The organism is Microbacterium sp. ZW T6_19 (assembly GCF_044987465.1).
Taxonomy (GTDB): Bacteria; Actinomycetota; Actinomycetes; order Actinomycetales; family Microbacteriaceae; genus Microbacterium; species Microbacterium natoriense_A.
Genome location: NZ_JBJDRH010000010.1, coordinates 53,108 through 75,638, shown reverse-complemented (window position 1 = coordinate 75,638; position 22,531 = coordinate 53,108). Strand labels below are relative to the sequence as shown.

Below are 22,531 nucleotides of genomic sequence, written 5' to 3'. Positions count from 1 at the left end.
CGCCTCGTAGTGCGTTCTGGTACGCCGGCGATCGGTTGTCGTCGGTCAGCTCATCACTCGACCTCGGGATGATGAGACGCGATGTGAATGGGCTTCAAGGACCTCGCGCGTTCGATGTCGCCGTCGCGCTGGGGAGCCGCTGGACCCGATCGTCGGAACGCCGAGTCTCCTTCGCCGTCCTCGCGGGACGGCTGAGCTGTGGTCATGTCCTGACCGTACGCGCCGAACATGTACGCCCTCACAGGAACGCAATTAAGTTGTACACAACTTAATTGCGTGCAATACTTCATTCATGCCCGTGATCGATGAGATGGTGTGCTTCTCGCTGTACTCCGCCGCCCGCGCGACGACGCAGGCGTACCGCGCCCTGCTGGCGCCCTGGAAGCTCACCTACCCGCAGTACCTCGTGCTCGCGATCCTCTGGAACGAGGGAGAGCAGACGATCGGCTCCCTCGGCGACATGATGCAGCTCGACTCGGGCACTCTCTCTCCCCTGGTCCGCCGACTCGAGCAGACCGGCTACGTCACCAAGGCCCGCAGCACGAACGACGAGCGCGTCGTCACGGTCCAGCTCACAGCCGAGGGCACGGCGCTGCGCGCCGAGGTCGCCCCGATCCGCGCTCGGATCGCCGAGCTCGCGGGCATCCGCGACGATGCCCACCGCCGCCGCCTGATCGCCGAACTCCAAGAACTCACCACCCTGCTGCAGAACAGCACCCACTGAAAGGAATCCACACGATGGAAGCCCTGTACACCGCCGAGGCCCTCGCCACAGGCGCCGGCCGCAACGGCCGCGTCGCGACGAGCGAAGGCCGGCTCGACTTCACCCTCGCCGTCCCGAAGGAGCTCGGCGGCTCCGGCGACGGAGCGAACCCCGAGCAGCTGTTCGCCGCCGGCTACGCCGCGTGCTTCCACTCGGCGCTGCAGACCGTCGCCCGAGCACAGAAGGTCTCGATCGTCGACTCCTCGGTCGGCGCTCGCGTGCAGATCGGCTCGAACGGCGAAGGCGGGTTCGGACTCGCCGTGCAGCTCGAGGTCGTCATCCCCGACCTCCCCCACGAGCAGGCCGTCGAACTCGCGAACGCGGCGCACCAGGTGTGCCCGTACTCGAACGCCACCCGCGGAAACATCGACGTCGACATCACCGTCTCGGACGACTGAGGAGTAGAACCATGCGCGCACTCATCCATCACACCTTCGGCGAGCCCGAAGACGTTCTGACCGTCGAAGAGCGGCCATTGCCCGAGCCCGGCCCCGGCCAGGTGCGGCTGCGCATCGTGCTCTCGCCGATCCACAATCACGACATCTGGACCATCCGAGGCACCTACGGATTCAAGCCCGAGCTGCCCGCCGCGTCGGGCACCGAGGCTCTCGGCATCGTTGATGCGCTCGGCGAGGGCGTCGACGGTCTCGCCATCGGTCAGCGCGTCGCCACCGGCGGAACCTTCGGCGCCTGGGCCGAGTACATCGTCGCGAATGCTGCCGGACTCATCCCGGTACCGGAGTCGCTGTCTGACGAGGTCGCCTCCCAGCTGGTGTCGATGCCCTTCAGCACGATCAGTCTGCTGGAGTTCCTCGAGGTGAAGCCCGGCGACTGGATCGTCCAGAACGCCGCCAACGGCGCGGTCGGCCGGATGCTGGCGCAGCTCGGCGCCGCGCGCGGCGTGAACGTGCTCGGTCTCGTCCGCCGTTCTGCCGGCGTCGAGGAGCTGCGCGCTCAGGGCATCGAGAACGTCGTCGCGACCGACCAGTCGGACTGGGTCGAGCAGGCGGCGAAGATCACCGGCGGCGCGCCGATCGTCGCCGGCGTAGACTCCGTCGGCGGTGCCGCATCGGGCCAGGTGCTGTCACTGCTCGCCGAGAACGGCACCCTCGTCGCGTTCGGCGCGATGAACTCTCCGATCATGGAGATCGCATCGGGCGACGTCATCTTCAAGCAGGCGACCGTCAAGGGCTTCTGGGGAAGCAAGGTCATCCAGACGACGGATGCCGCGACGCGCGGCGCCCTGTTCGGCGAGCTCATCCAGCGGGTGAGCGACGGGACGCTCACGCTGCCCGTCGCCGGTGTGTTCGACGCGGCGGAAGCGGCAGAAGCCATGCGCGCGAGCGGCACCCCAGGGCGCGTCGGCAAGGTGCTGCTGAAGTTCTGAACCATTCATGACGAAGGGCGGGGGCGGCGGTCCTCGCCCTTCGTCATGCCCGGCGTCCGAGGTCGCGCGCATACTGACGACATGGACATCACACTCATGCAGCCCGCAGGACTCGTCGTCAGTCCTGCGTTCAGTCACGTCGCCGTCGTTCCGCCGGGTGCCACGACGATCTACGTCGGCGGTCAGAACGGCGTCGATGAGACCGGTGCGGTCGTCTCGGCGGATGCCGGCGAGCAATCACTCCGCGCCGTCGAGAACGCCCGCGTGGCGCTGGAAGCCGCAGGTGCCGGGCTCGAAGACGTCGTCAGCTGGACCGTCTTCATCCATCAGGACGCCGACCTGCGGGCCGCCTACGGCGCTGTCGCCTCGAAACTCGCGCGAGACGGGGCGCCTCCGCTCGTGACTGCGGCGATCGTGGCTGGCCTCGGAGTTCCCGGCGCGATCATCGAGGTGAGCGCCGTCGCTGCGGTCATCCGCGGCTGAACACGCACGCGCACCGACCGTGTGACTCGTAAAGACAAGGTCACCGGTTCGGCGCTTTGCGACAGGCCTCAGATCCGGCCGCGCACCGGAGTGCGCTCGGAGGCATCCCCCTCGTCGGGCATCGTCATCTCCGCGCGGACGCCGAGCAGCCTGACCTCCCGCTCCCCGTCGAGCGTGCGGCCGAGGGCGAGGGCCGCCTCGATGAACTCGTCGCGGCTCTCGGCCGGCGCAGGCAGTTTGCGGCCGAACGTCTTCGTCTCGAACGGCGCGTAGCGCACCTTGAGATGCACGCGGACGACCGGTCGACCCTCCGCTGCGCAGTCGTCGAACGAACTGCCCGCGAGGGTGCGGATCGCCGCCTCGACCTCCTCGGCCGTCGTCAGGTTCTGCTGATACGTCGTCTCCCGGCTGTGACTGCGAGCCACCCAGGGCGTCGGATCGACGACTCTCGGCCCGATCCCCGAGCCGAGCTCCCGATACCAGACCCCCATACGCGGGCCGAACTCGCCGATGAGCTCCTGCTCATCGGCGTCGGCGAGTTCGCGAACGGTCTTCACGCCGTGGTCTGCGAGACGCTTGCTCACCTTCGGACCGACGCCCCAGAGATCTCTCGTCGGCTTCTCCCCCATCACCTCGAACCAGTTCGCAGCCGTCAGCCGGAACATTCCTCGAGGCTTGCCGAACTCCGTCGCGATCTTGGCTCGCACCTTGTTGTCGCCGATGCCGACAGAGCAATGCAGTCCTGTCGCGTCGAGCACCGCGGTCTGGGCCGAACTGGCGACGGATTCCGGGGCGTCGGAGGAGACGCCCAGGAAGCACTCGTCCCAGCCGATCACCTCGAGCACCGCCCCGGGCAGAGCGCGCAGCGTCGCCATCACCTCATGGGAAGCCGCCTCGTACGCCTGGTGGTCGACGGGGAGGAAGACGGCGTGCTCGGGCGCCTTGCGTGCCGCGATCTTGAGCGGCATCCCCGAGCCGATACCGAACGCGCGCGCTTCATAGGACGCCGTCGACACCACTGCACGCTCTGTCGGGTCGCCTCGTCCACCCACGATCACCGGGACCCCGGCCAGCTCCGGCCTGCGCAGGACTTCGACGGCCGCGATGAACTGATCCATGTCGACGTGCAGCACCCAGTCAGCCATGCACACGAGTGTGACGGCTGAGCGGGACGCTGTCACCCCCTGAGCGGATGACTCAGCTCATCGAGACGCCGATCGCCGTCACGACGACGGCCAGCAGCGGCAGAGTGCCCTGCATGAGCGCCGCACGCGCCTTGGAGCGGTCGGAGAGGATCAGCACGAGCGCGGCCGCGAGCATCATGCCGGTGCCCGCGAAGACCAGCGTGAGTCCGACCGTCGTCGCGCCCATGATGACCAGACCGACTCCCAGAAGGGCGGTGAGGGCGAGGAAGAGGTTGTAGAAGCCCTGGTTGAACGCCAGCTGCTTCGTGGTGACGGCATCCGCTTCGCTGGCGACGCCGAAGATCTTGCGGGTCTCGGGCTCGGTCCACTTCAGGGACTCGAGCGCGAAGATGAAGACGTGGAAGGCGGCTGCGGCCGCGGCGAGGACGAGTCCGGCGATGATCATGCATTCATCATCCCGCATCCGGGCCCTCACACCAGGAAGATCGGCAGCAGGCCCGGATTGTGCGCATGCACGAGCACAGCGAACACCACCGCGTCGAAGAGCAGATGCACCGTGACGACGTAGGCGAGCGAGTGCGTGCGCAGGAAGATGAACCCCTGCAGCAGCGCGAACGGGATCGTCAGCACGGGCCCCCACGCACGATAGCCCAGTTCCCAGAGGAACGACACGAACACGATCGCCTGCAGTGCGTTGGCGAGAGCATCCGGAAAATGCCGGCGCAGCAGAGCGAACACCGTGCAGATGAAGAACAGCTCGTCCCAGATGCCGACCGCGCCCACGCCCACGAACAGACGCGCGATCAGCTCGGGCGAGTCGACGACGGGCCAGTTCTGGTAGACGCCGCTGGTGATGAAGTAGAACGGGAGGATCAGCCAGCCCAGGATCAGCACGGCGATGAGCCAGCTCCACTGCAACCGGCCCCACGGGCGCCGGGCGCGCCACGGGAAGCTGATCGCGCGGTCGCGGAAGACGTATCGCGACACGAGATACGGCGCGGCCACTGCTCCTCCGAGCGCCAGGGTGAACCGCAGCATGGCGGGGTTGTCGAGCTCGGCGGCCAGCGGGATGACGCTCACGATCAGAAGACCCAGCGCGATCAGCGCGAGATCGCGGGTGAGCGATGGCTCCTGACGGATGCCGATCGCCCGTGCCGTCGAGCGGCGCGCCCCCATGCTCACGACCTCCCCCTGTCGGCTGCGGCCCCGTTCGATGAACCAGGCGGCGCCGATGCCCACGGCGAGCAGTACCCAGCCGAGCCAGGCGATCTGCAGCACGAAGAACGCGGGCGCTGCGGCGCACACGATCAGAGCGGACGCGAGGCCGGGCCAGACGGCTGCGTCACGCCGCACGCCGCTCATGCGCGCGGTGTCCTCCGGTAGACGAGATCGCGGATGTCCCGGCCCTTGGTGATGCCCTTGCGCTCGAAAGCGGTCATGACACGACCCTCGAAGCGTTCTGCCCACTCCCCCTCGAACGCCCGCTCGAACAGAGGATCGGCGTCCAGCACCTCGCGCATCTGCACCGCGTACTCCTCCCAGTCGGTCGCGAGACGCAGCAGACCGCCGTCGCGGAGCGCACGAGCCGCGGTCGCGCCGAAGCCGTCGCGCACGAGGCGACGCTTGGTGTGCTTTTTCTTGTGCCATGGATCGGGGAAGAAGATCCACACCTCGGCCGCCGCGCCTTCCGGCAGATATGAGGAGAGCACCTCGGGCGCGTTCGCCTCGACGACACGGAGGTTGTGGGCTCCGGACCTGTCGGCGTCGAGCATGGTGCGGGCGAGGCCGGCGCGGAACACTTCGACGGCGAGGAAGTCGTCGTCGGGGCGGGACGACGCGGCCGCCACGATCGCGTGCCCCTGCCCTGAGCCGATCTCGACGAAGAGGTCCGCCTCGCGGCCGTACTCGGATGCCGGATCCAGCCGGGCCTCGGGATGCACGGAAGTCCAGGCGACGTCTCTCGGCACGTCGAGCAGGTAGTGCGCAGCGAGTTCTGCGAAGGCGCGCTCCTGCGCGTCGGACATCCGGCCGCTGCGGCGCACGAAGGACACCGGTTCGTCGCGGAAAGTGCGGGGTTCGGGCATTGTTCCAGGGTACCGGGGCGCTCCGACCGGCTCAGCAACCCCGAGGAGGTCCGGGAACCCGTCGACGGGCCTGCTCAGCGGTCTGCCGGCTCCGTGACGAAATCGATCAGCTCCTCGACGCGACCCAGCAGCGCAGGCTCGAGATCGCGATAGGTGCGCACCTTCGACAGGATGCGCTGCCAGGCGAGCCCCGTGTCGGCCTGGGTCTCGTAGGGCCAGCCGAATGCGCGGCAGATGCCCGTCTTCCAGTCGGTGCCGCGTGGGATCTCCGGCCATCTCGCGATGCCGAGGGCCTTCGGAGTCACGCACTGCCAGACGTCGACGAAGGGATGCCCGACGATGCGGATGTGGCGCCCGTGCGGCCCGCGCGCGACGGCATCCGCGATCCGGGACTCCTTGGTTCCGGGCACGAGATGGTCCACGAGCACGCCGTAGCGCCTGGTCGCGCTCGGCGGCTCGGCGTCGAGGAGGGCGTCGAGCAGATCGACTCCCTGCAGAAACTCGACGACGACGCCTTCGACGCGGAGATCGGCTCCCCACACCTTCTCCACGAGCTCGGCGTCGTGCTTGCCCTCGACGAGGATCCGGCTGGGAAGCGCGGTGCGCGCGCGCTGATCCGCGACGACGAACGATCCGGATGCCGTCCGCCTCGGCCCCTGCTGCGCCGCCTTCGGCGGGACGAGCTTCACGGGCTTCCCCTCGACGAGAAACCCGCCTCCCAACGGGAACAGGCGTGTGCGCCCCTTCCAGTCTTCGAGTTCGACATTGCCGGCCTGCACCTTGGTCACGGCGCCGCAGTAGCCGTCGCCGGCGACCTCGACCACGAGATCGAGCTCGGCGGGCACCTCGGGCACCGGCTTCGCGGCGCGCTCCCGCCACCCGGCGGCGAGCACATCCGATCCATACCTGTCGTCCATGCTCTCCAGCGTATGTGTCTGCGCTGAGGGCGAACGCCCATCAGCGCCCGGATGCTGTCGCGTGTCGTCGTGTGTGCATAGACTCGACGCATGGGGGCACGGCTGCCGGTCGGAGGGACGCACATGAGGACTCGCTGGCTCGCGCTGGTCGCAGTGATGACGGCGCTCGTCGCGGGGCTGCTCTCTGCCTCAGCGGCATCGGCGACCGACCCCGTTCAGCTCGACCAGGGCTACGTCACCGACGAAGCCGGCGTCCTCAGCTCGGCTGAGAAGAAAGAGGTCGAGGCTCGTCTGCAGACGCTGACCGAGAACTCCACGGCGGATCTGTTCGTGGTGCTCGTCGACGACTTCACCTCGCCGTCCGACTACGTGGCATGGGCTGATGCCGTCGCACAGAACAACAACCTCGGCCCCGAGCAGTACCTCCTCGCGATCGCGGTCGAAGGGCGCAGCTACTACATCTCCGCCGCGCAGGGCGGACCGCTCAGCGAGGGCAAGCTCGACGACGTCGAGGAGAAGATCCAGCCCCTTCTCGCCCAGGACGACTGGGACGGCGCGATCATCCTCGCGGCAGACGAGATCCAGGGAGACGGCGGGGCCGGTGCGGTCCGAGTGTTCCTGATCATCGGCGGGATCGTCGTCGCCGCGCTGCTGGTCTGGCTCATCGTCGCCTTGATCGCGCGCGGCCGACGCAACGCCGAGGCGCGCCGGCGAGGCGCCATGCCGGAGAAGCCCGACCCGAACGACCCGTTCTCGACCCTCACCGATGAGCAGGTCCAGACGCAGGCCGGCGCCGCACTCGTGCGGGCCGACGACGCGCTGACCTCCAGCAAGGAGGAGCTCGGGTTCGCGGTCGCGCAGTTCGGCGAGAGCGCCACATCCGAGTTCTCCGTGGCGATCGAAGCAGCGAAGACGAAGATGTCGGAGGCGTTCGACATCAAGCAGAAGCTCGACGACGAGATCGAAGACACCGTCTACGACCGCCGCGCGTGGCACATCCGCATCATCCAGCTCTGCGACGAGATCGACGACGTGCTCGATGACAACACCGAGGCCTTCGACGCCCTGCGCAGGCTTCAGGAGAACGCCCCCCAGGAGCTCGATCGCGTACGGGCCGAGCGCACCGCGCTGCAGCCAGTGCTCGCGAGCGCGGCTCCCGCTCTCGCAGCGCTCGCCGCCGAGTACGACCCCGCCGCGCTGAGCACCGTCGCAGACAATCCGGCCCAGGCGCAGGAGCGCATCGCTCTCGCCGACAGGTCGATCGAAGCCGCGGCCCAGGCCATCACGACAGGCAAGACCGGTGATGCCGCCTTCGCGATCCGCACGGCCGAACAGGCCGTCGCCCAAGCGGGTCAGCTCGCCGCCGCGATCACGACCCTCGGCGCCGATCTCGCCGCGATCGAGTCCCAGGCGCGGACGCTCATGTCCGATCTGCAGGGCGATGTCGCGACTGCGCAACAGCTCCCAGACGCCGCCGGCGCCACCGCCCAGGCCGCTGCGAACGTGCAGCAGCAGCTGCAGCAGGCGCAGGCGAACCTGACCGGGGACTCCCGCAGCCCGCAGCGTGTGCTGGAGGCCCTCACCGCGGCGAACACGCAGATCGACGCGGCCATCGCCCAGGGGCGGGAGAGCATCGAGCGCGCTCGGCGCACGCAGCAGATGCTCGAGCAGACTCTCGCCCAGGCCGACGCGCAGGTCCGATCGACGAGGGACTTCATCGAGACGCGACGTGGCACCGTCGGCAGCACCGCCCGGACACGCCTCTCACAGGCCGAAGCGGGGCTCAGCGAAGCGCTGGGACTGCGAACCGCGAACCCCGAGCAGGCGCTCGCCGTCGCCCAGAACGCGCTGGAACTCGCTCGGCAGGCCAGCTCCTACGCCCAGTCCGACGTCTCCTCGTACTCCTCGGGTGGCGGTTGGGGCGGCGACCCCTTCGGGGGCTCCCGTTCAAGCGGCTCCGGCCTCGGCGGCGACATCCTCGGCGGCATCATCGGCGGCCTGCTGTCCGGTGGTGGCGGCGGAGGCGGATCATCTAGCCGCAGCGGGTGGCGCTCCGGCGGGAGCAGCGGTTTCCGCAGCTCTGGCTTCGGCGGCGGAGGCGGCGGCGGTAGATCCGGGCGCTCCGGCGGCGGACGCTTCTGATTTCCATAGGCGCATAAGTGAAGATCTCAAGCAGGACCCTCTGAAAGGAAACCGCATGACCAAGCAGTCCATCTTCGGACGAATCTCGACCCTCGTCCGCGCGAACATCAACGCGCTCCTCGACTCCGCCGAGGACCCGCAGAAGATGATCGACCAGCTCGTCCGCGACTACACGAACAACATCGCCGATGCAGAGTCGGCGATCGCGGAGACCATCGGCAACCTGCGCCTGCTCGAGCGCGACCACGAGGAAGACGTCCAGTCGGCGACCGAGTGGGGCAACAAGGCGCTCGCCGCGAGCCGCAAGGCCGACGAGATGCGCACCGCGGGCAACGCGGCGGATGCAGACAAGTTCGACAGTCTCGCCAAGATCGCGCTGCAGCGCCAGATCAGCTCGGAGCGCGAGGCGTCGGCGGCGGAGCCGCAGATCGCGTCGCAGACCGAGATCGTCGACAAGCTCAAGTCGGGCCTCAACGGCATGAAGGAGAAGCTCGGCGAGCTGAAGACCAAGCGCAGCGAGCTGCTGGCTCGCGCGAAGGTCGCCGAGGCTCAGACCAAGGTGCAGGACGCGGTCGGCTCGATCAACGTGCTCGACCCGACCAGCGAACTGGGCCGTTTCGAAGACAAGGTCCGCCGCCAGGAGGCTCTTGCTCAGGGCAAGGCCGAGCTTGCGGCATCCAGCCTCGACGCGCAGTTCGAGAGCCTCGAGGACCTCGGTGAGCTCACCGAGGTGGAGGCACGCCTCGCGGAGCTCAAGGCGGGCGGCACCGCCGCTCCGCAGCAGGCCATCGAAGGCTCCTGACACACCCTGCGGATGCCTCGGACCGTGGTCCGGGGCATCCGCTCTTTCCCTCTGGAGGCACCCGTGGTGCGTTTCCTCGTCGTCCCGCAGTGGCAGGGCTCCCCCGCCACCAGGGCAATGCTCCTCGTCGACGGAGCCACCGCGATCGCCGGAGATCTGCCGCGCGCGGCGACGACGGTGCTCGACGTCCCGGTCGAGGCGGGTGAGTCTCTGGGCACCGGCGTACGCCGGCTGAGCTCGCTGCTGCGAACTCGTGAGCTCGTCGCCGAGGCGATGACCGCCGACACCGTGGTGATCGGCGGCGACTGCAGCGTCACCGCCGCCGCTCTCGCGGCGCTCCCAGGCGGCACAGACGACCTCGCGGTCGTCTGGTGCGACGCCCACGCCGATATGAACACCCCCGAGTCCTCACCTTCGGGCGCGTTCTCCGGGATGGCTCTGCGCGCCGTACTCGGCGAAGGAGAGCCTCAGCTGGCGCTCTCACCGGGAGTTCCGCGCGATCGGGTCATCACGGTGGGCATGCGCAACCTCGACGATGAAGAAGTCGCACAGGTCGACGGGCTGACCTCGCTCTCCGTCTCAGATCTCGATTCGGCGGATGCTGTCGCCGATGCCGTCGCGGCGACCGGTGCTCGCAGGGTGTGGGTGCACATCGACGTCGACGTGCTCGACCCGGCCGAGCTGTCCGGGGTGTCGGAGGCCGCGCCTTTCGGCCTCACCACGTCGGCGTTGAGCACCGCGATCCGCCGGCTGCGCGACCGCGTGCCTCTGGCCGGTGCCACGATCTCGGGCTTCGCGCCGCGCACGCCCGCCGACGCCGTCGACGATCTCGGCGCTCTTCTCCGACTCGTCGGTGCCGTGGCGTGACCGACGACTGGCGCCCTGCGGCAGAGGCCGCTCTCGCACGCGGACGCCGTGTCGACCGGCGCATCCCGTCGTTCCTCCTGCGCTCTCCCCTCAGCCGGATCGGCTACTGGTGGGGCACTGCGGTCGGGTGGGTCTGGGGATCGATGTGGAGCACCGGACCTGTGGAACGGCGCAATGGGCTCTGGATCTTCCGCGGCATGCCGGGCTGGACGTACAACCGCGGCGGTGTCTGCGTGGGCGGGTGCTTCCTCACGGGCGACGCCAGGCCCAGCGACGCCATCCTGCGACACGAGGCCGTGCACAAGGCGCAGTGGCTGCGGTACGGGTTCCTGATGCCGGTCCTGTACCTGTTCGCCGGCCGCGACCCGCTGCGCAACCGCTTCGAGATCGAAGCAGGGCTGGAGGACGGCAACTACGTCCGCCGCTCCGGCGCCGATCGTCAGCGCTGAAGCAAGCCGAAGCGCTCGGGGACCCGGATCTGCGTCGGCTGGACACCCAGCTCAGAGGTCAGGTGGTCGACGATGTCCGCCGTGCCCAGGAATCCGCCGAGCAGCGTGACGTGCGTCTCGACCTCGTCATCGCACAGCATCTCGTCGGCCCAGGCGCAGGTCGCCCGCGCCAGCGCCTCGCCCGGCGCGCACGCTCGGCCGGTGCCGGGGGCGCCGGAGCGCTCACCGCGGGCGAGCCAGGTCACGGTCATGCGACCGGGCGCCTCGACACGTGAGATGTCTGCGGACTCCGGCACCTCGATGAAGATCCGTCCCGACGCGCACAGCGGCAGCGTCGCGAGGAACGCCTCGAGCTCGAGCAGCGAACTCTCATCGGCCGTCACCAGATGATGCGCACGGCGACGTGCCGCGCGGCGCTCCGCGCGTGTGCTGCGAGTGTCGAGAGAGGTGCTCATGATGTCTCTATCGTATCACCCAGCCAAGGCTTGCCTAACCTTGCGTTGCGGGTTCGACCAGCGCCGCCCTCAGGGAATCCAGTTCGGCATGCGTCATCCCGTTCGTGCGGAGATAACCGGCGGCCGATCCCCATCGCTCGTCGACCTTCTCGAGGAGGGCGCGCATCACGCGAGCCGGTGACTGGGTCGCGAGAGCGACAGCGTGCACCGCTTCGGGATGCTGCGCACGCAGGTACGCGGCGATGCGCTGAGTCCGCTCCCTCGGCAGCTGCGATTCGGTGAGGGCGTAGTCGGCGATGATCGCCTCACGGTCGGCATCGACCGCCGCGAGCGCGAGGGCCACGGTGACGCCGGTGCGGTCCTTCCCTACCGTGCAGTGCACGAGCGTCGCCTCACCGGTGGCGACGATCCGGATCGCCTCCACGAGACGCTCCCCGCTCTCCTCGAGCAGATGAAGATAGAGGTCGTCGAGGCTCGTGTCGGCTTCGAAGAACGAGCGCACGGAACCGAGGAACAGCGGCAGATGCGTGGTCGCGGGGCCGACGATCTCGGTCGGCTCAGCCGCGATCTCCTCACCGTCGCGCAGGTCGACGATGTGCGAGACCCGTTCGCTCAGGGCACTCGCACCTGCGGGCGTCGCGCCCGACAGCTGCCCCGAGCGCAGCAGTACGCCCGCCCGGATCCGGCCGCCCGCGGCGGGGATGCCGCCGACGTCCCGGACGTTCGCGACTCCCTCGACGTCGAGGACCGTCATACCTGCGCCTGCGGCGAGCGCGGAGGCACCGGGTAGCGCCCCGCGATGACGATCCGGTTGAACGCGTTGATCGACACGCACGCCCAGCTCAGTGCCGCATACTCCTTCTCGGTGAAGACGCTGCCGACCCGGTCGTAGACCTCGTCGGAGATCCCGTCCTCGGCGATGAAGGTGAAGGCCTCGGCCAGTTCCAGAGCGGCGCGCTCGCGTTCCGTGAAGACGCCGCTCTCGCGCCAGGCGGCGATCTGCATGAGCTCATCCGCGTCGAGGCCCGCTTTGAGCGCACGGTCGACGTGGATGCGGGTGCAGAAGCTGCATCCGTTGAGCTGAGAGCAATGGAGCATGACCAGCTCCTTGAGCCGGTCGTCGATGCCGTTCGCCGCGCAGATGTCGCCGACGGTCTTCGAGAACTCGTCGAGGGCGTGATAGGCGGCCGGTTCGGTCTTGGAGAGGTGCACTCGCGTCTCGCTCATGCCTCAATGATATTCGCCCCGCCGTAGGCGGCGGCCTGCGGAACGGACACCCCCAGAATGCGAATTGCACAGTAACGCCGGCAATCAAATTGCATATATGGAAACAGTAGTCACAATTCGCTTGCCGGATTGCTCCACGGTTTCGTCTGAGCAACATGTCGGGAGCAGAATATGCAGGTGGTGATCGACATCAGCGAGTTCAGCTATCTTCCCGCGCAGGCCGAGGTACTCGGGGTTCCGCTCCCCCGTGTCGAACGGCTCTCTCTCGAACTCCCCGACGGCCGGACCCTGAGCGCTCTGCGCTTCGGCACGGAATCCCCGCAGGTCACCCTCCTGCACGGCGCGGGACTCAACGCCCACACGTGGGACACCACGGCGCTCGCGCTGCAGCGACCGCTACTCGCGATAGACCTGGCCGGCCACGGCGACTCCTCCTGGCGAGGCGATGCCGAGTACACCGCCCGCCCGCTCGCCGCCGACGTCGCCCTGGCGCTCGATGCGTGGACCACGCATCCGCAGGTCGTCGTCGGGCAGTCGCTGGGCGGACTCACCGCCGCCGCCCTCGCCGCGTCGCGTCCTGACCTCGTGTCCGAGATCATCGTGGTCGACATCACCCCCGGGATCGACGTCACCGCCGGCCCTGCGGCGCTTCGCGCCTTCTACGAGGGCCCGACCGACTTCGCCACGCGTGAGGAACTCGTCGACAAGGCGATCTCTCTCGGGTTCGGCGGCACCCGCCCTGAGACGGAGCGCGGCGTCTTCCTCAACACGCGTGTCCGCCCGGACGGTCGCATCGAGTGGAAGCATCATTTCGCGCATCTCGCCGCACAGGCTCTCGCCGCACACGATGCGGGAAGCGCCGCAGCGCCCTCGGTCCTGCACGAGACCGGATGGGCGGATCTCGCGGAGGTGTCTGCGCCGATCACTCTGGTCAGGGCGACGGGCGGCTTCGTCAGCGAAGCGGATGCCGACGAGTTCCTGCGCCGCGTCCCCGCCGCGCGCGCGATCACTGTGAACGCCACTCACAATGTGCAGGAGACCGCCCCCGCCGAGCTCGCCGCCCTCGTCTCCGCTGTTTTGTGACCTTCCGTTCCGTTCCCGACCCGTACCCGCTCACCCGATCCCTAGGCTCGACCCACCGGCACACAGCACCTGCCGACCGAGAGGAAACCCCATGTTCCGTCGCACCCGACGAATCGCGCTGATCTCGGCGATCGCGGCCACCGCCGTGATCCTCAGCGCCTGCACCGGTTCCGCCGCTCCCGAACCGGAGGCGACATCCACCGGAAAGCCCGATCCCGATGCCACGCTGCAGGTCGGCCTGGTACTCGAGCCCACCAACCTCGACATCCGTCACACCAGTGGCGCCGCCCTCGAGCAGATCCTCATCGACAACATCTACGAGGGGCTGGTCAGCCGCACGGAAGACAACGAGATCGAGGGACGCCTCGCGTCGGACTACGAAGTCTCCTCCGACGGCCTGACCTACACGTTCACGCTGAACGACGGCATCGCCTTCCACAGCGGAACGGCGCTCACCTCCGCCGACGTGGTCGCGTCGTACGAAGCGGTCCGCACCGACGCCACCGTGCAGGGGAACGCGGAGTTCGCCGATGTCGCATCCATCACCGCTCCCGATGCCGCGACCGTCCAGATCGTGCTGAACAAGCCGAACCAGAACTTCCTCTTCGCACTCACCGGCCCCGCCGGTCTGGTGTTCCAGACCGGCGACACCACCGACCTCAAGACGGCAGAGAACGGCACCGGTCCCTTCACGCTCACCCGGTGGAACAAGGGCAGCGCGATCACGTTCGCGCGCAACGACTCGTACTGGGGCGAGAAGGCCGGGGTCGCAGAGGTCGAGTTCCAGTACATCCCCGACTTCACGGCGGGCGTGAACACAGCGCTCGATGGCGGCGTGCAGGTGCTCACCGCCGTCGACCCGAACCTCGTCACGGAGTTCGAGGGCACCGACTTCACGCTCACGACCGGCCGCACGACCGACAAGGCGACCTTGGCCTTCAACAACGCCAAGGCGCCTCTCGACGACGTCCGGGTGCGCGAGGCGCTGCGGCTCGCCATCGACCACGAAGCACTCGTGGAGGCGGTCGGCGCAGGCACGACTCTGTACGGTCCGATCCCCGAGCTCGACCCCGGATACCAGGACCTGTCCGACGTGATCTCCTACGACCCGGAGAAGGCCAAAGCGCTTCTCAAGGAGGCCGGCCAGGAAGACCTCGAACTCACTCTGACGATTCCGGCGTTCTACGGCACGACCGTCCCCAAGGTGCTCATCTCGGACTTCGCGAAGGTAGGCGTCACGCTCGACGTCGACTCCGTCGAGTTCCCCGCCTGGCTCGAAGACGTGTACACGAACCATGACTACGACCTGAGCTTCGTGCTGCACGTCGAGCCGCGCGACTTCGGCAACTTCGCCAACCCCGATTACTACTTCGGCTACGACAACCCCGAGGTGCAGAGCCTGTACACGAAGGCGCTGGAGACGGTCGATGCCGATGAGTCGGCGAAGCTGCTGGCGCAGGCGGCGAAGATCGTGTCGGAGGACCACGCCGCCGACTGGCTCTACAACGGTGAGACGATCACGGCGGTCAGCCCGCTGGTCTCCGGCTTCCCGAAGGACTCGATCAACTCGCGCATCGACCTGGCGGGCGTCACCGTCAGCTCCGAGAAATAGCCGCGATTTGCTCCGCTACGCGCTCGTCCGAGGAGCCCTGCTGATCGCAGGGCTCCTCGTGTCGAGCGTGCTCATCTTCCTCACTCTCCGCGTCTTCCCCGGAGACGTGGCCCAGCTCATCGCGGGCACGCAGGCATCCGCCGCCGAGGTCGAGGCGCTTCGGGAGTCCCTGGGGCTGAATCGGCCGCTGCCTCAGCAGTACGCCGAATGGATCGGCGGCATCCTGCACGGGGATCTCGGCACTTCGCTTCTCTCGGGGGCGTCGGTCGGCGAAGAACTCGCCCTCAAGGCTCAGGTCACGGTCCCGCTCGGGCTTCTCGCGCTGCTGATCGCGATGTTGATCGCCGTTCCCTTCGGCGTGCTCTCCGCACTGCAGCGCGGGCGCCGTGCGGGCACCGCGCTCAGCGTCGGAGCACAGGCCCTGGCCGCTGTTCCCGTCGTATGGGCGGGCATGATGCTGATCGTCGTGTTCTCCGTGTGGCTGGGATGGCTGCCGCCTCAGGGATTCCCCCGAACCGGCTGGTCCACCCCGGGGAAGGCTCTCGAATCGTTGATCCTCCCCGCCCTCACTATCGGCATCGTCGAGGGCGCCATGCTCATGCGCTTCGTACGAAGCGCGACCCTGCAGGCCGCAGGCCAGGACTTCGTCCGCACGGCCGCTGCCAAGGGTCTCACCCGCACCCGGGCGCTGGTCCAGCACGGCATCCCCGCCGTCGGGTTGTCGATCATCACGGTGCTCGGGTTGCAGATCGCCGGCATCATCGTCGGCTCGGTCGTCATCGAACAGCTGTTCACGCTCCCCGGCATCGGGCGGATGCTGGTCGCAGACGTCGGCACGCGCGACCTGATCAAGGTGCAGAGCGAGCTGCTGGTGCTCACCGGATTCGTGCTGGTCGTCGGGTTCCTCGTCGACCTGCTGCACCGCGCCATCGACCCCCGGCAGCGGGAGGCCGCATGATCCCCCGCTGGCTGCACCGCCTGTGGGCCACCTCGACGGGCCGTTTCGGCCTGATCGTCGTGTCCGTCACGGCGCTGCTCGCCCTCGTCTCGCTGCTGTGGACGCCGTTCGACCCCCAGGCCTCGGAGATCAGAGACCGCTGGCTGCCGCCGACCTGGCCGCACCTGCTCGGCACCGACGACACCGGCCGGGACATCCTCAGTCTGATCATGGCGGGTGCCCGCACCACGGTCTTCGTGAGCATCGGAGCGGGGGTCGTGGCCACGCTCGTCGGCGTCGTCCTGGCCTCGATCGGCGCACTCACCGCACGATGGCTGCGCGAGACGATCGCGGTGCTCGTGGACATTCTCATCGCCTTCCCCGTGCTGCTCATCGCCATGATGATCTCCTCCGTGTGGGGCGGCTCGCTCTGGGTCGTGATCTGGTCGGTCGGAATCGGCTTCGGCGTGAACATCGCCCGCGTCACGCGTCCCGAGCTGCGTCGGGTGCAGCAGAGCGACTTCGTTCTCGCCGCGCGCGCATCCGGACTCACGACGAGCCAGAATCTTCTGCGGCACCTGCTTCCCAACGTGGCCCCGGTGTTCATCGTGCAGCTGTCGTGGTCGATGGCGGTCGCCGTGCTCGCCGAAGCCGGGCTCTCCTACCTCGGCTTCGGCGCCTCGGTCACAGAGCCCAGCTGGGGCCTGCTGCTCGCAGACCTGCAGCGCTACATCGGCGTCCATCCGCTCTCGGTCATCTGGCCCGGGCTCGCTATCACGCTCAGCGTGCTGGCCCTCAACCTCCTCGGTGACGGTCTGCGGGAAGCCACCGACCCCACGCTGCGCCACCGCGCGGCCGAAGTGCACACACCGGGGGTGGTCGCATGAGCCTCACGGTCGAAGGACTCGCGATCGAGATCGACGGGCGCCGCGTCGTCGACGGGATCTCGTTCGACGTGCCCGACGGGGCGAAGCTCGGTCTGATCGGCGAGTCGGGATCGGGGAAGTCCCTCACCGCGCTCGCGATCCTCGGGCTGCTGCCCGACGGGGCGCGCGCGAGCGGCAGCATCCGCTGGAACGGCACCGAACTGCTCGGCATGCCCGACCGCGGACTCGCGGCGCTGCGCGGCGACGACATCGGCATCGTGTTCCAGGAGCCGCGCACGGCACTGAATCCGATCCGCACGGTCGGCCGGCAGATCGCCGAGTCGATCCGCATCCACACCGGCATAGGACGCCGGGAAGCGCGTGAGCGAGCCATCGCCGAGGCCGCGCGCGTGCGCCTGCCGGATCCGGAGCGGATCGTCGATCGCTATCCGCACCAGCTGTCAGGGGGCCAGCGACAGAGGGTCGCGATCGCGATGGCCCTCGCGTGCCGCCCCAAGCTCCTGATCGCCGACGAGCCGACCACCGCACTCGACGTCACGATCCAGGCCGAGATCCTGAAGCTGCTGATGGACCTGGTCGAGAACGAGGGCATGTCGCTCATGTTCATCACCCACGACCTCGCGGTGCTCGCCCAGGTCGCGACCGACGGCGTCGTGCTCGAACACGGCCGCGTCGTCGAGGCGGCATCCGTCCGGACTCTTCTCACGGCGCCGTCGTCGCCGATCACCCAGGGTCTGCTGCGCGACGCGACCGCGACACTGTGGCGCCCAGACGGGAGGCCGGAATGAGCCTGATCGAGACCCGCGGCCTCAGCCGCGAGTTCGCTGTGCCGAAGCGTTCGGCATGGGAGCGCGGCCGCACTCAGACTGCGCTCGCGCCGACCGATCTCGACATCGTCGAGGGGTCATCGGTCGGGATCATCGGCGAGTCGGGCTCCGGAAAGTCCACCCTGGTCAAGCTGATCCTCGGACTCGACCGTCCGACGAAGGGAACGGTGTCGGTCGACGGTCGCGCAGTGGATGCCACGGCATCCGCCCGATCACTGCACTGGCTGCGCCGCCAGACCGGACTCGTCTTCCAGGACCCCTACGCGTCGCTGGACCCCCGGATGAGCGCGGCGCAGATCATCGGCGAACCGCTGTGGGCGCTGCGCATCGAGGAGGATCACGCGGCGAGGATCCGGGAGGTCCTCGAACAGGTCGGGCTGGAACCCGACATGGCCGATCGCTATCCGCATGAGTTCTCGGGTGGCCAGCGCCAGCGCATCGCCCTCGCTCGCGCCATCGTGCATCGCCCCGGCATCCTCGTCGGCGACGAGCCGCTGTCAGCGCTCGACGTCACCGTCCGTGCGCAGATCCTCGACCTCCTGATCGAGTTGCGCCGCACCACCGGACTCACACTCGTGATGGTGTCGCACGACATCGGCGTCGTGCAGAACCTGTGCGATGCGGTGGTCGTCATGAAAGACGGTCGGATCGTCGAGCGCGGAACCACCGAGGAAGTTCTGCGGCATCCTCGGGAGGAGTACACGCAGACGCTGCTCGCGGCGATCCCGGTGATTCCGGACTCAGCGACCTGACCCGAACAGCTTCCGCCGCCGCACCGGCTTCAGAGCCTTCTTCATGTAGATCGTTCCGAGCTCGCGCCCGAACTTGTGGCCGACGCGTCCCATCCGCCCCGCCTCGACGAAGCCCAGCTTCGCGTGCAGCCGGATGGACGCCTCCGCCTTGCTGTCGCTGATCACCGCGACCATCTCGCGGATGCCGCGCTGCTCGCACGCGTCGATCAGCGCCTTCAGGAGGACTGCTCCCAGCCCCTTGCCGCCGGCTCCCGGACCCAGGTAGATCGAATCCTCGACCGTGTACCGGTAGGCGTTCTTGCCCGCCCAGGGCTGCGCGACCGCGTATCCGAGCACGACGCCTCCCGGTGAGACGGCGACGAGGAACGGCAGCTGCAGCCTGGCGAGCAGAGCGAACTTCTCGCGCCAGTACGGAATGCTGCTGCGCCCCTCATCGAGGGTGACGACGGAGTTGCTCACGAAGTGGTTGTAGATCTCCCGGATGTGCGGGAGATCGGACGCTCGAGCGGGCCTGATCGCGTAGGCGAACACCTCGGGGACCGCAGCGGGGCGAAGATGACGCGGCAGCACGCGACGTCGATCGCCGGGTTCGAACTGCATGCGCTCAGCCTAGAGGGTGCTCGCCGGCGACGCGCCAGTCGATGCCGTCCACTCCCTGCTGCTCGAGCAGCGCGTTCGCGCGCGAGAACGGTCGCGATCCGAAGAAGCCACGGCTGGCCGAGAGCGGCGAGGGGTGCGCCGAGGCGATCGACGGGGTGCCCCCGAGAAGCGGCTGCAGGTTCGCCGCATCCCTCCCCCACAGGATCGCGACGAGCGGCCGCTCGCGTGCGACGAGCGCGCGGATGGCGAGTTCGGTGACCTTCTCCCAGCCCCAGCCGCGGTGCGATGCCGCCTCGCCGGGGCGGACGGTGAGCACCCGGTTCAGCAGCAGCACCCCCTGGTCGCTCCATGCGGTGAGGTCCCCGTGCGGCGCCGGTGGGATGCCGAGATCATCCTGGCGCTCCTTGTAGATGTTGCCGAGGCTCCGCGGCACCGGCCGCACGTCGCGGTCGACGGCGAAGGAGAGGCCGATGGGGTGCCCCGGCGTCGGATACGGGTCCTGCCCTGTGATCAGGACCTTCACATCGGCGAGCGGGCGCTGGAAGGCGCGGAGGACGTGAGGGCCGGCCGGCAGGTAGCCGTTGCCCGCAGCCTGCTCCGCGCGCAGACGCTCGCCGAGCTCGGTGATGACGGGCTGCACAGGCGCGAGAGCCTCCGCCCAGCCCGGATCGATCTGACCGTCCGCCGCCAGCTCGGCGAGGGTGCGGCCGGGCATCACTCGCCCGCGCGCACGCGCAGCGGTCCGCGCGCGAGCAGGTGGTTCGCCGACTGGGCGACCGGGCGCATCGTGATCAGGTCGAGATTCACGTGTCCGGGCGCCTCGAGCGCGTAGGCGATCACATCGGCCACATCGCTCGCCTGCAAGGGCGCCTCCACACCCGAGTACACCGCCTCCGCCGCGATCGCATCTCCCCCGAGACGATTCAGCGTGAACTCCTCGGTGTGCACCATGCCGGGGGCGATCTCGGCGACGCGGATCGGCTCGCCGTTCAGCTCGAGGCGAAGCGCGTGCACGAGCATCGCCTGCGCCGCCTTGGCGGCGTTGTAGCCGCCGCCGCCCGCATATGCGACCTGCGCGGCGGTCGAGGTCACGAACACGGTGTCGGCGTGTCCGTCGACCGCCGCAGCCTTGCGCAGGAGCGGCAGGAGGCCTGCGACCAGACGCTGACTCGCCAACACGTTGGCGTCGTACATCCACTGCCAGTCGTCGACGGACGCGTCCTCGACCCGATCGGTGCCCCGCGCGCCGCCGGCGACCTGGACGAGCGCGTGCACCGGCCCCGTGGCGGCGATCTCGGAGACGAGCTCGGCGACGGCGTCGGCATCTGTCAGGTCGCAGGAGATCACCTGCGCTCCGGTCTCCGCGGCGAGCGCCGCCAGACGGTCGGCGCGACGCGCGACCCCGACGACATCCCATCCGCGGGTCCGCAGGGCGCGCACCGTCGCCTCGCCGATTCCCGAACTCGCACCTGTCACCACTGCACGCCTGTTCACCATGCCTCCACCGTACGACGTTCCGCGTCAGAACACGGAAGCCGGGTTGTTACGTCACATTTCCCATCCGTTGTTGACACCGGACGTTCTTCCGTACTCTCTCAGCAACGGCATCCGCCACCCACCCGCTTCGACGTTCCAGGGGGAACATCATGTCCGCACCCGAGACCTGGCGTTTCGAGACCAAGCAGATCCACTCCGGCGCCGCTCCCGACCCGGTGACCAAGGCTCGCGCGACGCCGATCTACCAGACCACCTCGTACGTGTTCGACAGCGCGGACCACGCGGCCAACCTCTTCGCGCTCGCGGAGTTCGGCAACATCTACACCCGCATCCAGAACCCCACGCAGGACGTGCTCGAGCAGCGCCTCGCCGCCCTCGAAGGCGGAACCGGTGCGCTGGTGCTCTCCAGCGGACAGGCGGCGTCGACCTTCGCGATCCTGAACATCGCCGAAGCCGGCGACCACTTCGTCGCGTCGAGCTCGATCTACGGCGGCACGTACAACCTGTTCAAGTACACGCTCGCCAAGCTCGGCATCGAGGTCACGTTCGTCGAGAACCAGGACGACCCCGAAGAGTGGCGTCGCGCCGTCCGTCCGAACACCAAGCTGTTCTTCGCGGAGACGATCGGCAACCCGCAGATCAACGTGCTCGACATCCGCACCGTCGCCGACATCGCGCACGAGAGCGGCGTTCCGCTCATCGTCGACAACACGATCGCGACCCCATACCTGATCCGCCCGTTCGAGTTCGGCGCCGACATCGTCGTCCACTCGGTCACGAAGTTCCTCGGCGGCCACGGCACCACGATCGGCGGCGCGATCATCGACGGCGGCACCTTCGAGTGGTCCAAGAACGTCGACAAGTTCCCGGGCCTCACGATCCCCGACCCCTCGTACCACGGTGCGAGCTACACCGCCGCGGTGGGCGACCCGCTCGCCTACATCATCAAGGCCCGCGTGCAGTTGCTCCGCGACCTCGGCTCGGCCATCGCGCCGCAGAGCGCCTGGAACCTCATCCAGGGCATCGAGACGCTGTCGTTGCGCATCGAGCGCCACGTGCAGAACGCACAGGAGATCGCAGAGTGGCTCGACAACCGTGACGACGTCGCGACGGTCAACTACTCGGGACTGCCCTCCTCCCCCTGGTACGCCGCGGCGAACAAGTACGCCCCGAAGGGCGTCGGCGCCGTGCTGTCCTTCGAGCTCAAGGGCGGTGTCGAGGCCGGTCGGGAGTTCGTGAACAGCCTCTCGCTGTTCAGTCACCTCGCCAACATCGGCGACGTGCGCTCGCTCGTCATCCACCCCGCGTCGACCACGCACGCACAGCTCACCCCCGAGCAGCAGCTCACCGCCGGCGTCACCCCTGGCCTGGTGCGTCTGTCGGTCGGCATCGAGAACGTCGACGACCTCAAGGCCGATCTCGATCAGGCTCTCGCCGCGGCTCGCCGCGTGTCGGAGGCCGCTCGCGCCTGATCTTCGCGTTCGAACGCAGCGGTGCCCCGGATCTCGGTCCGGGGCACCGCTGCGTTCGGCCGGCGCCTCGTGCTCGGCGGGAGCACAGGCGCTCCCGGCGAGAATGGAATCCCCGCACGGAGGAGCCACTGATCGAACCTGCA

General features: G+C 68.6%; 26 protein-coding genes. 15 read left to right on the top strand and 11 right to left on the bottom strand.

Annotation, left to right across the window (positions count from 1 at the left end):
• The first annotated feature begins 292 nt into the window (after nt 1-292).
• From ACI3KT_RS15080 to ACI3KT_RS15065, 4 genes are all read left to right on the top strand, one after another.
• Entirely contained in the window at nt 293-724 is a 432-nt protein-coding gene (locus tag ACI3KT_RS15080) for a MarR family winged helix-turn-helix transcriptional regulator (protein ID WP_404905310.1), read from the top strand.
• A 14-nt stretch (nt 725-738) separates the two neighbouring features.
• A complete protein-coding gene (locus tag ACI3KT_RS15075) occupies nt 739-1,161 on the top strand; it encodes an organic hydroperoxide resistance protein (protein WP_292905240.1) in 423 nt (140 codons plus the stop codon).
• A gap of 11 nt (nt 1,162-1,172) precedes the next feature.
• The gene (locus ACI3KT_RS15070) at nt 1,173-2,150 is read left to right on the top strand and encodes a zinc-binding dehydrogenase (RefSeq protein WP_404905307.1); all 978 of its coding nucleotides are present in this window, start codon (nt 1,173-1,175) and stop codon (nt 2,148-2,150) included.
• Nucleotides 2,151-2,231: 81 nt separating this feature from the next.
• Nucleotides 2,232-2,633 (top strand): RidA family protein, encoded by a 402-nt coding sequence (locus tag ACI3KT_RS15065; protein ID WP_404905304.1) that lies wholly within the window; start codon nt 2,232-2,234, stop codon nt 2,631-2,633.
• Between the two features lie 68 nt (nt 2,634-2,701).
• Here the strand turns inward: ACI3KT_RS15065 and ACI3KT_RS15060 are convergent, their stop codons facing one another.
• The 5 genes from ACI3KT_RS15060 to ACI3KT_RS15040 all read right to left on the bottom strand — a co-directional run bounded on the left by ACI3KT_RS15060 (nt 2,702) and on the right by ACI3KT_RS15040 (nt 6,779).
• On the bottom strand, nt 2,702-3,778 hold the full coding sequence (locus ACI3KT_RS15060) for a DNA polymerase IV (protein ID WP_404905301.1): 1,077 nt from the start codon (nt 3,776-3,778) through the stop codon (nt 2,702-2,704).
• Nucleotides 3,779-3,830: 52 nt separating this feature from the next.
• Nucleotides 3,831-4,223 (bottom strand): DUF1304 domain-containing protein, encoded by a 393-nt coding sequence (locus tag ACI3KT_RS15055; RefSeq protein WP_404905298.1) that lies wholly within the window; start codon nt 4,221-4,223, stop codon nt 3,831-3,833.
• A 26-nt stretch (nt 4,224-4,249) separates the two neighbouring features.
• Complete coding sequence (locus ACI3KT_RS15050) at nt 4,250-5,140, bottom strand: CPBP family intramembrane glutamic endopeptidase (RefSeq protein WP_404905295.1); 891 nt, start codon at nt 5,138-5,140, stop codon at nt 4,250-4,252.
• A complete protein-coding gene (gene trmB / locus ACI3KT_RS15045; protein WP_404905292.1) occupies nt 5,137-5,862 on the bottom strand; it encodes a tRNA (guanosine(46)-N7)-methyltransferase TrmB in 726 nt (241 codons plus the stop codon). The genes ACI3KT_RS15050 and trmB overlap by 4 nt, the downstream gene beginning before the upstream one ends.
• Before the next feature lie 74 nt (nt 5,863-5,936).
• A complete protein-coding gene (locus ACI3KT_RS15040; protein ID WP_404905289.1) occupies nt 5,937-6,779 on the bottom strand; it encodes a DUF3097 domain-containing protein in 843 nt (280 codons plus the stop codon).
• A 90-nt stretch (nt 6,780-6,869) separates the two neighbouring features.
• On the opposite strand from ACI3KT_RS15040, the gene ACI3KT_RS15035 reads away from it, so the two are divergent.
• From ACI3KT_RS15035 to ACI3KT_RS15020, 4 genes are all read left to right on the top strand, one after another.
• Nucleotides 6,870-8,921, top strand: coding sequence for a TPM domain-containing protein (locus ACI3KT_RS15035; RefSeq protein ID WP_404905286.1), 2,052 nt, complete (start codon nt 6,870-6,872; stop codon nt 8,919-8,921).
• A 55-nt stretch (nt 8,922-8,976) separates the two neighbouring features.
• The gene (locus ACI3KT_RS15030; RefSeq protein WP_292905256.1) at nt 8,977-9,723 is read left to right on the top strand and encodes a PspA/IM30 family protein; all 747 of its coding nucleotides are present in this window, start codon (nt 8,977-8,979) and stop codon (nt 9,721-9,723) included.
• Nucleotides 9,724-9,786: 63 nt separating this feature from the next.
• Nucleotides 9,787-10,590, top strand: coding sequence for an arginase family protein (locus ACI3KT_RS15025; protein WP_404905283.1), 804 nt, complete (start codon nt 9,787-9,789; stop codon nt 10,588-10,590).
• Nucleotides 10,587-11,039, top strand: a complete 453-nt coding sequence (locus ACI3KT_RS15020; protein ID WP_292905260.1) for a Fe-S oxidoreductase — start codon at nt 10,587-10,589, stop codon at nt 11,037-11,039. The genes ACI3KT_RS15025 and ACI3KT_RS15020 overlap by 4 nt, the downstream gene beginning before the upstream one ends.
• Here the strand turns inward: ACI3KT_RS15020 and ACI3KT_RS15015 are convergent.
• Genes ACI3KT_RS15015 through ACI3KT_RS15005 form a run of 3 tightly spaced genes read right to left on the bottom strand, consistent with a single transcriptional unit; the run spans nt 11,030 to nt 12,721 of the window.
• On the bottom strand, nt 11,030-11,494 hold the full coding sequence (locus ACI3KT_RS15015) for an SIP domain-containing protein (protein WP_292905262.1): 465 nt from the start codon (nt 11,492-11,494) through the stop codon (nt 11,030-11,032). The genes ACI3KT_RS15020 and ACI3KT_RS15015 overlap by 10 nt on opposite strands.
• Before the next feature lie 34 nt (nt 11,495-11,528).
• Nucleotides 11,529-12,248, bottom strand: coding sequence for a tyrosine-protein phosphatase (locus ACI3KT_RS15010; RefSeq protein WP_404905280.1), 720 nt, complete (start codon nt 12,246-12,248; stop codon nt 11,529-11,531).
• The gene (locus tag ACI3KT_RS15005) at nt 12,245-12,721 is read right to left on the bottom strand and encodes a carboxymuconolactone decarboxylase family protein (protein WP_292905266.1); all 477 of its coding nucleotides are present in this window, start codon (nt 12,719-12,721) and stop codon (nt 12,245-12,247) included. Before ACI3KT_RS15005 ends, ACI3KT_RS15010 begins: the two co-directional genes overlap by 4 nt.
• A gap of 171 nt (nt 12,722-12,892) precedes the next feature.
• Here ACI3KT_RS15005 and ACI3KT_RS15000 point away from each other — a divergent pair, with 171 nt between their 5' ends.
• The 6 genes from ACI3KT_RS15000 to ACI3KT_RS14975 all read left to right on the top strand — a co-directional run bounded on the left by ACI3KT_RS15000 (nt 12,893) and on the right by ACI3KT_RS14975 (nt 18,819).
• Complete coding sequence (locus tag ACI3KT_RS15000; protein WP_404905277.1) at nt 12,893-13,804, top strand: alpha/beta fold hydrolase; 912 nt, start codon at nt 12,893-12,895, stop codon at nt 13,802-13,804.
• Nucleotides 13,805-13,895: 91 nt separating this feature from the next.
• A complete protein-coding gene (locus tag ACI3KT_RS14995) occupies nt 13,896-15,416 on the top strand; it encodes an ABC transporter substrate-binding protein (RefSeq protein WP_404905274.1) in 1,521 nt (506 codons plus the stop codon).
• Between the two features lie 7 nt (nt 15,417-15,423).
• Complete coding sequence (locus ACI3KT_RS14990) at nt 15,424-16,374, top strand: ABC transporter permease (protein WP_404905271.1); 951 nt, start codon at nt 15,424-15,426, stop codon at nt 16,372-16,374.
• On the top strand, nt 16,371-17,240 hold the full coding sequence (locus ACI3KT_RS14985) for an ABC transporter permease (protein WP_404905268.1): 870 nt from the start codon (nt 16,371-16,373) through the stop codon (nt 17,238-17,240). Before ACI3KT_RS14990 ends, ACI3KT_RS14985 begins: the two co-directional genes overlap by 4 nt.
• Nucleotides 17,237-18,028 carry an ATP-binding cassette domain-containing protein gene (locus tag ACI3KT_RS14980; protein ID WP_404905265.1) on the top strand — a complete coding sequence of 264 codons (792 nt, stop codon included), beginning with the start codon at nt 17,237-17,239 and terminating at the stop codon, nt 18,026-18,028. Before ACI3KT_RS14985 ends, ACI3KT_RS14980 begins: the two co-directional genes overlap by 4 nt.
• Nucleotides 18,025-18,819: an ABC transporter ATP-binding protein gene (locus ACI3KT_RS14975; RefSeq protein ID WP_404905262.1), complete on the top strand. Its 795-nt coding sequence runs from the start codon at nt 18,025-18,027 to the stop codon at nt 18,817-18,819. Before ACI3KT_RS14980 ends, ACI3KT_RS14975 begins: the two co-directional genes overlap by 4 nt.
• Here ACI3KT_RS14975 and ACI3KT_RS14970 read toward each other — a convergent pair.
• Genes ACI3KT_RS14970 through ACI3KT_RS14960 form a run of 3 tightly spaced genes read right to left on the bottom strand, consistent with a single transcriptional unit; the run spans nt 18,808 to nt 20,916 of the window.
• A complete protein-coding gene (locus tag ACI3KT_RS14970; protein WP_292905280.1) occupies nt 18,808-19,419 on the bottom strand; it encodes a GNAT family N-acetyltransferase in 612 nt (203 codons plus the stop codon). The two genes, ACI3KT_RS14975 and ACI3KT_RS14970, sit on opposite strands and share 12 nt — an antisense overlap.
• 4 nt (nt 19,420-19,423) lie before the next feature.
• Complete coding sequence (locus tag ACI3KT_RS14965) at nt 19,424-20,134, bottom strand: uracil-DNA glycosylase (protein ID WP_292905282.1); 711 nt, start codon at nt 20,132-20,134, stop codon at nt 19,424-19,426.
• Entirely contained in the window at nt 20,134-20,916 is a 783-nt protein-coding gene (locus tag ACI3KT_RS14960; RefSeq protein WP_404905259.1) for an SDR family oxidoreductase, read from the bottom strand. The genes ACI3KT_RS14965 and ACI3KT_RS14960 overlap by 1 nt, the downstream gene beginning before the upstream one ends.
• 149 nt (nt 20,917-21,065) lie before the next feature.
• On the opposite strand from ACI3KT_RS14960, the gene ACI3KT_RS14955 reads away from it, so the two are divergent.
• Entirely contained in the window at nt 21,066-22,388 is a 1,323-nt protein-coding gene (locus ACI3KT_RS14955; RefSeq protein WP_404905256.1) for a bifunctional o-acetylhomoserine/o-acetylserine sulfhydrylase, read from the top strand.
• Nucleotides 22,389-22,531 lie beyond the last annotated feature (143 nt).

Coding starts and splice junctions, on each gene's coding strand:
- ACI3KT_RS15065 (WP_404905304.1), top strand. CDS start 2,232: ATGGACATCACACTCATGCAGCCCGCAGGACTCGTCGTCAGTCCTGCG.
- ACI3KT_RS14980 (WP_404905265.1), top strand. CDS start 17,237: ATGAGCCTCACGGTCGAAGGACTCGCGATCGAGATCGACGGGCGCCGC.
- ACI3KT_RS15005 (WP_292905266.1), bottom strand. CDS start 12,721: ATGAGCGAGACGCGAGTGCACCTCTCCAAGACCGAACCGGCCGCCTAT.
- ACI3KT_RS15060 (WP_404905301.1), bottom strand. CDS start 3,778: ATGGCTGACTGGGTGCTGCACGTCGACATGGATCAGTTCATCGCGGCC.
- ACI3KT_RS15015 (WP_292905262.1), bottom strand. CDS start 11,494: ATGAGCACCTCTCTCGACACTCGCAGCACACGCGCGGAGCGCCGCGCG.
- ACI3KT_RS14975 (WP_404905262.1), top strand. CDS start 18,025: ATGAGCCTGATCGAGACCCGCGGCCTCAGCCGCGAGTTCGCTGTGCCG.
- ACI3KT_RS15075 (WP_292905240.1), top strand. CDS start 739: ATGGAAGCCCTGTACACCGCCGAGGCCCTCGCCACAGGCGCCGGCCGC.
- ACI3KT_RS15050 (WP_404905295.1), bottom strand. CDS start 5,140: ATGAGCGGCGTGCGGCGTGACGCAGCCGTCTGGCCCGGCCTCGCGTCC.
- ACI3KT_RS15000 (WP_404905277.1), top strand. CDS start 12,893: ATGCAGGTGGTGATCGACATCAGCGAGTTCAGCTATCTTCCCGCGCAG.
- ACI3KT_RS15055 (WP_404905298.1), bottom strand. CDS start 4,223: ATGATCATCGCCGGACTCGTCCTCGCCGCGGCCGCAGCCGCCTTCCAC.
- ACI3KT_RS14960 (WP_404905259.1), bottom strand. CDS start 20,916: ATGGTGAACAGGCGTGCAGTGGTGACAGGTGCGAGTTCGGGAATCGGC.
- ACI3KT_RS14955 (WP_404905256.1), top strand. CDS start 21,066: ATGTCCGCACCCGAGACCTGGCGTTTCGAGACCAAGCAGATCCACTCC.
- ACI3KT_RS14995 (WP_404905274.1), top strand. CDS start 13,896: ATGTTCCGTCGCACCCGACGAATCGCGCTGATCTCGGCGATCGCGGCC.
- ACI3KT_RS15035 (WP_404905286.1), top strand. CDS start 6,870: ATGGGGGCACGGCTGCCGGTCGGAGGGACGCACATGAGGACTCGCTGG.
- ACI3KT_RS15040 (WP_404905289.1), bottom strand. CDS start 6,779: ATGGACGACAGGTATGGATCGGATGTGCTCGCCGCCGGGTGGCGGGAG.
- trmB (WP_404905292.1), bottom strand. CDS start 5,862: ATGCCCGAACCCCGCACTTTCCGCGACGAACCGGTGTCCTTCGTGCGC.
- ACI3KT_RS15010 (WP_404905280.1), bottom strand. CDS start 12,248: ATGACGGTCCTCGACGTCGAGGGAGTCGCGAACGTCCGGGACGTCGGC.
- ACI3KT_RS15030 (WP_292905256.1), top strand. CDS start 8,977: ATGACCAAGCAGTCCATCTTCGGACGAATCTCGACCCTCGTCCGCGCG.
- ACI3KT_RS14965 (WP_292905282.1), bottom strand. CDS start 20,134: ATGCCCGGCCGCACCCTCGCCGAGCTGGCGGCGGACGGTCAGATCGAT.
- ACI3KT_RS14970 (WP_292905280.1), bottom strand. CDS start 19,419: ATGCAGTTCGAACCCGGCGATCGACGTCGCGTGCTGCCGCGTCATCTT.
- ACI3KT_RS15070 (WP_404905307.1), top strand. CDS start 1,173: ATGCGCGCACTCATCCATCACACCTTCGGCGAGCCCGAAGACGTTCTG.
- ACI3KT_RS15080 (WP_404905310.1), top strand. CDS start 293: ATGCCCGTGATCGATGAGATGGTGTGCTTCTCGCTGTACTCCGCCGCC.
- ACI3KT_RS14985 (WP_404905268.1), top strand. CDS start 16,371: ATGATCCCCCGCTGGCTGCACCGCCTGTGGGCCACCTCGACGGGCCGT.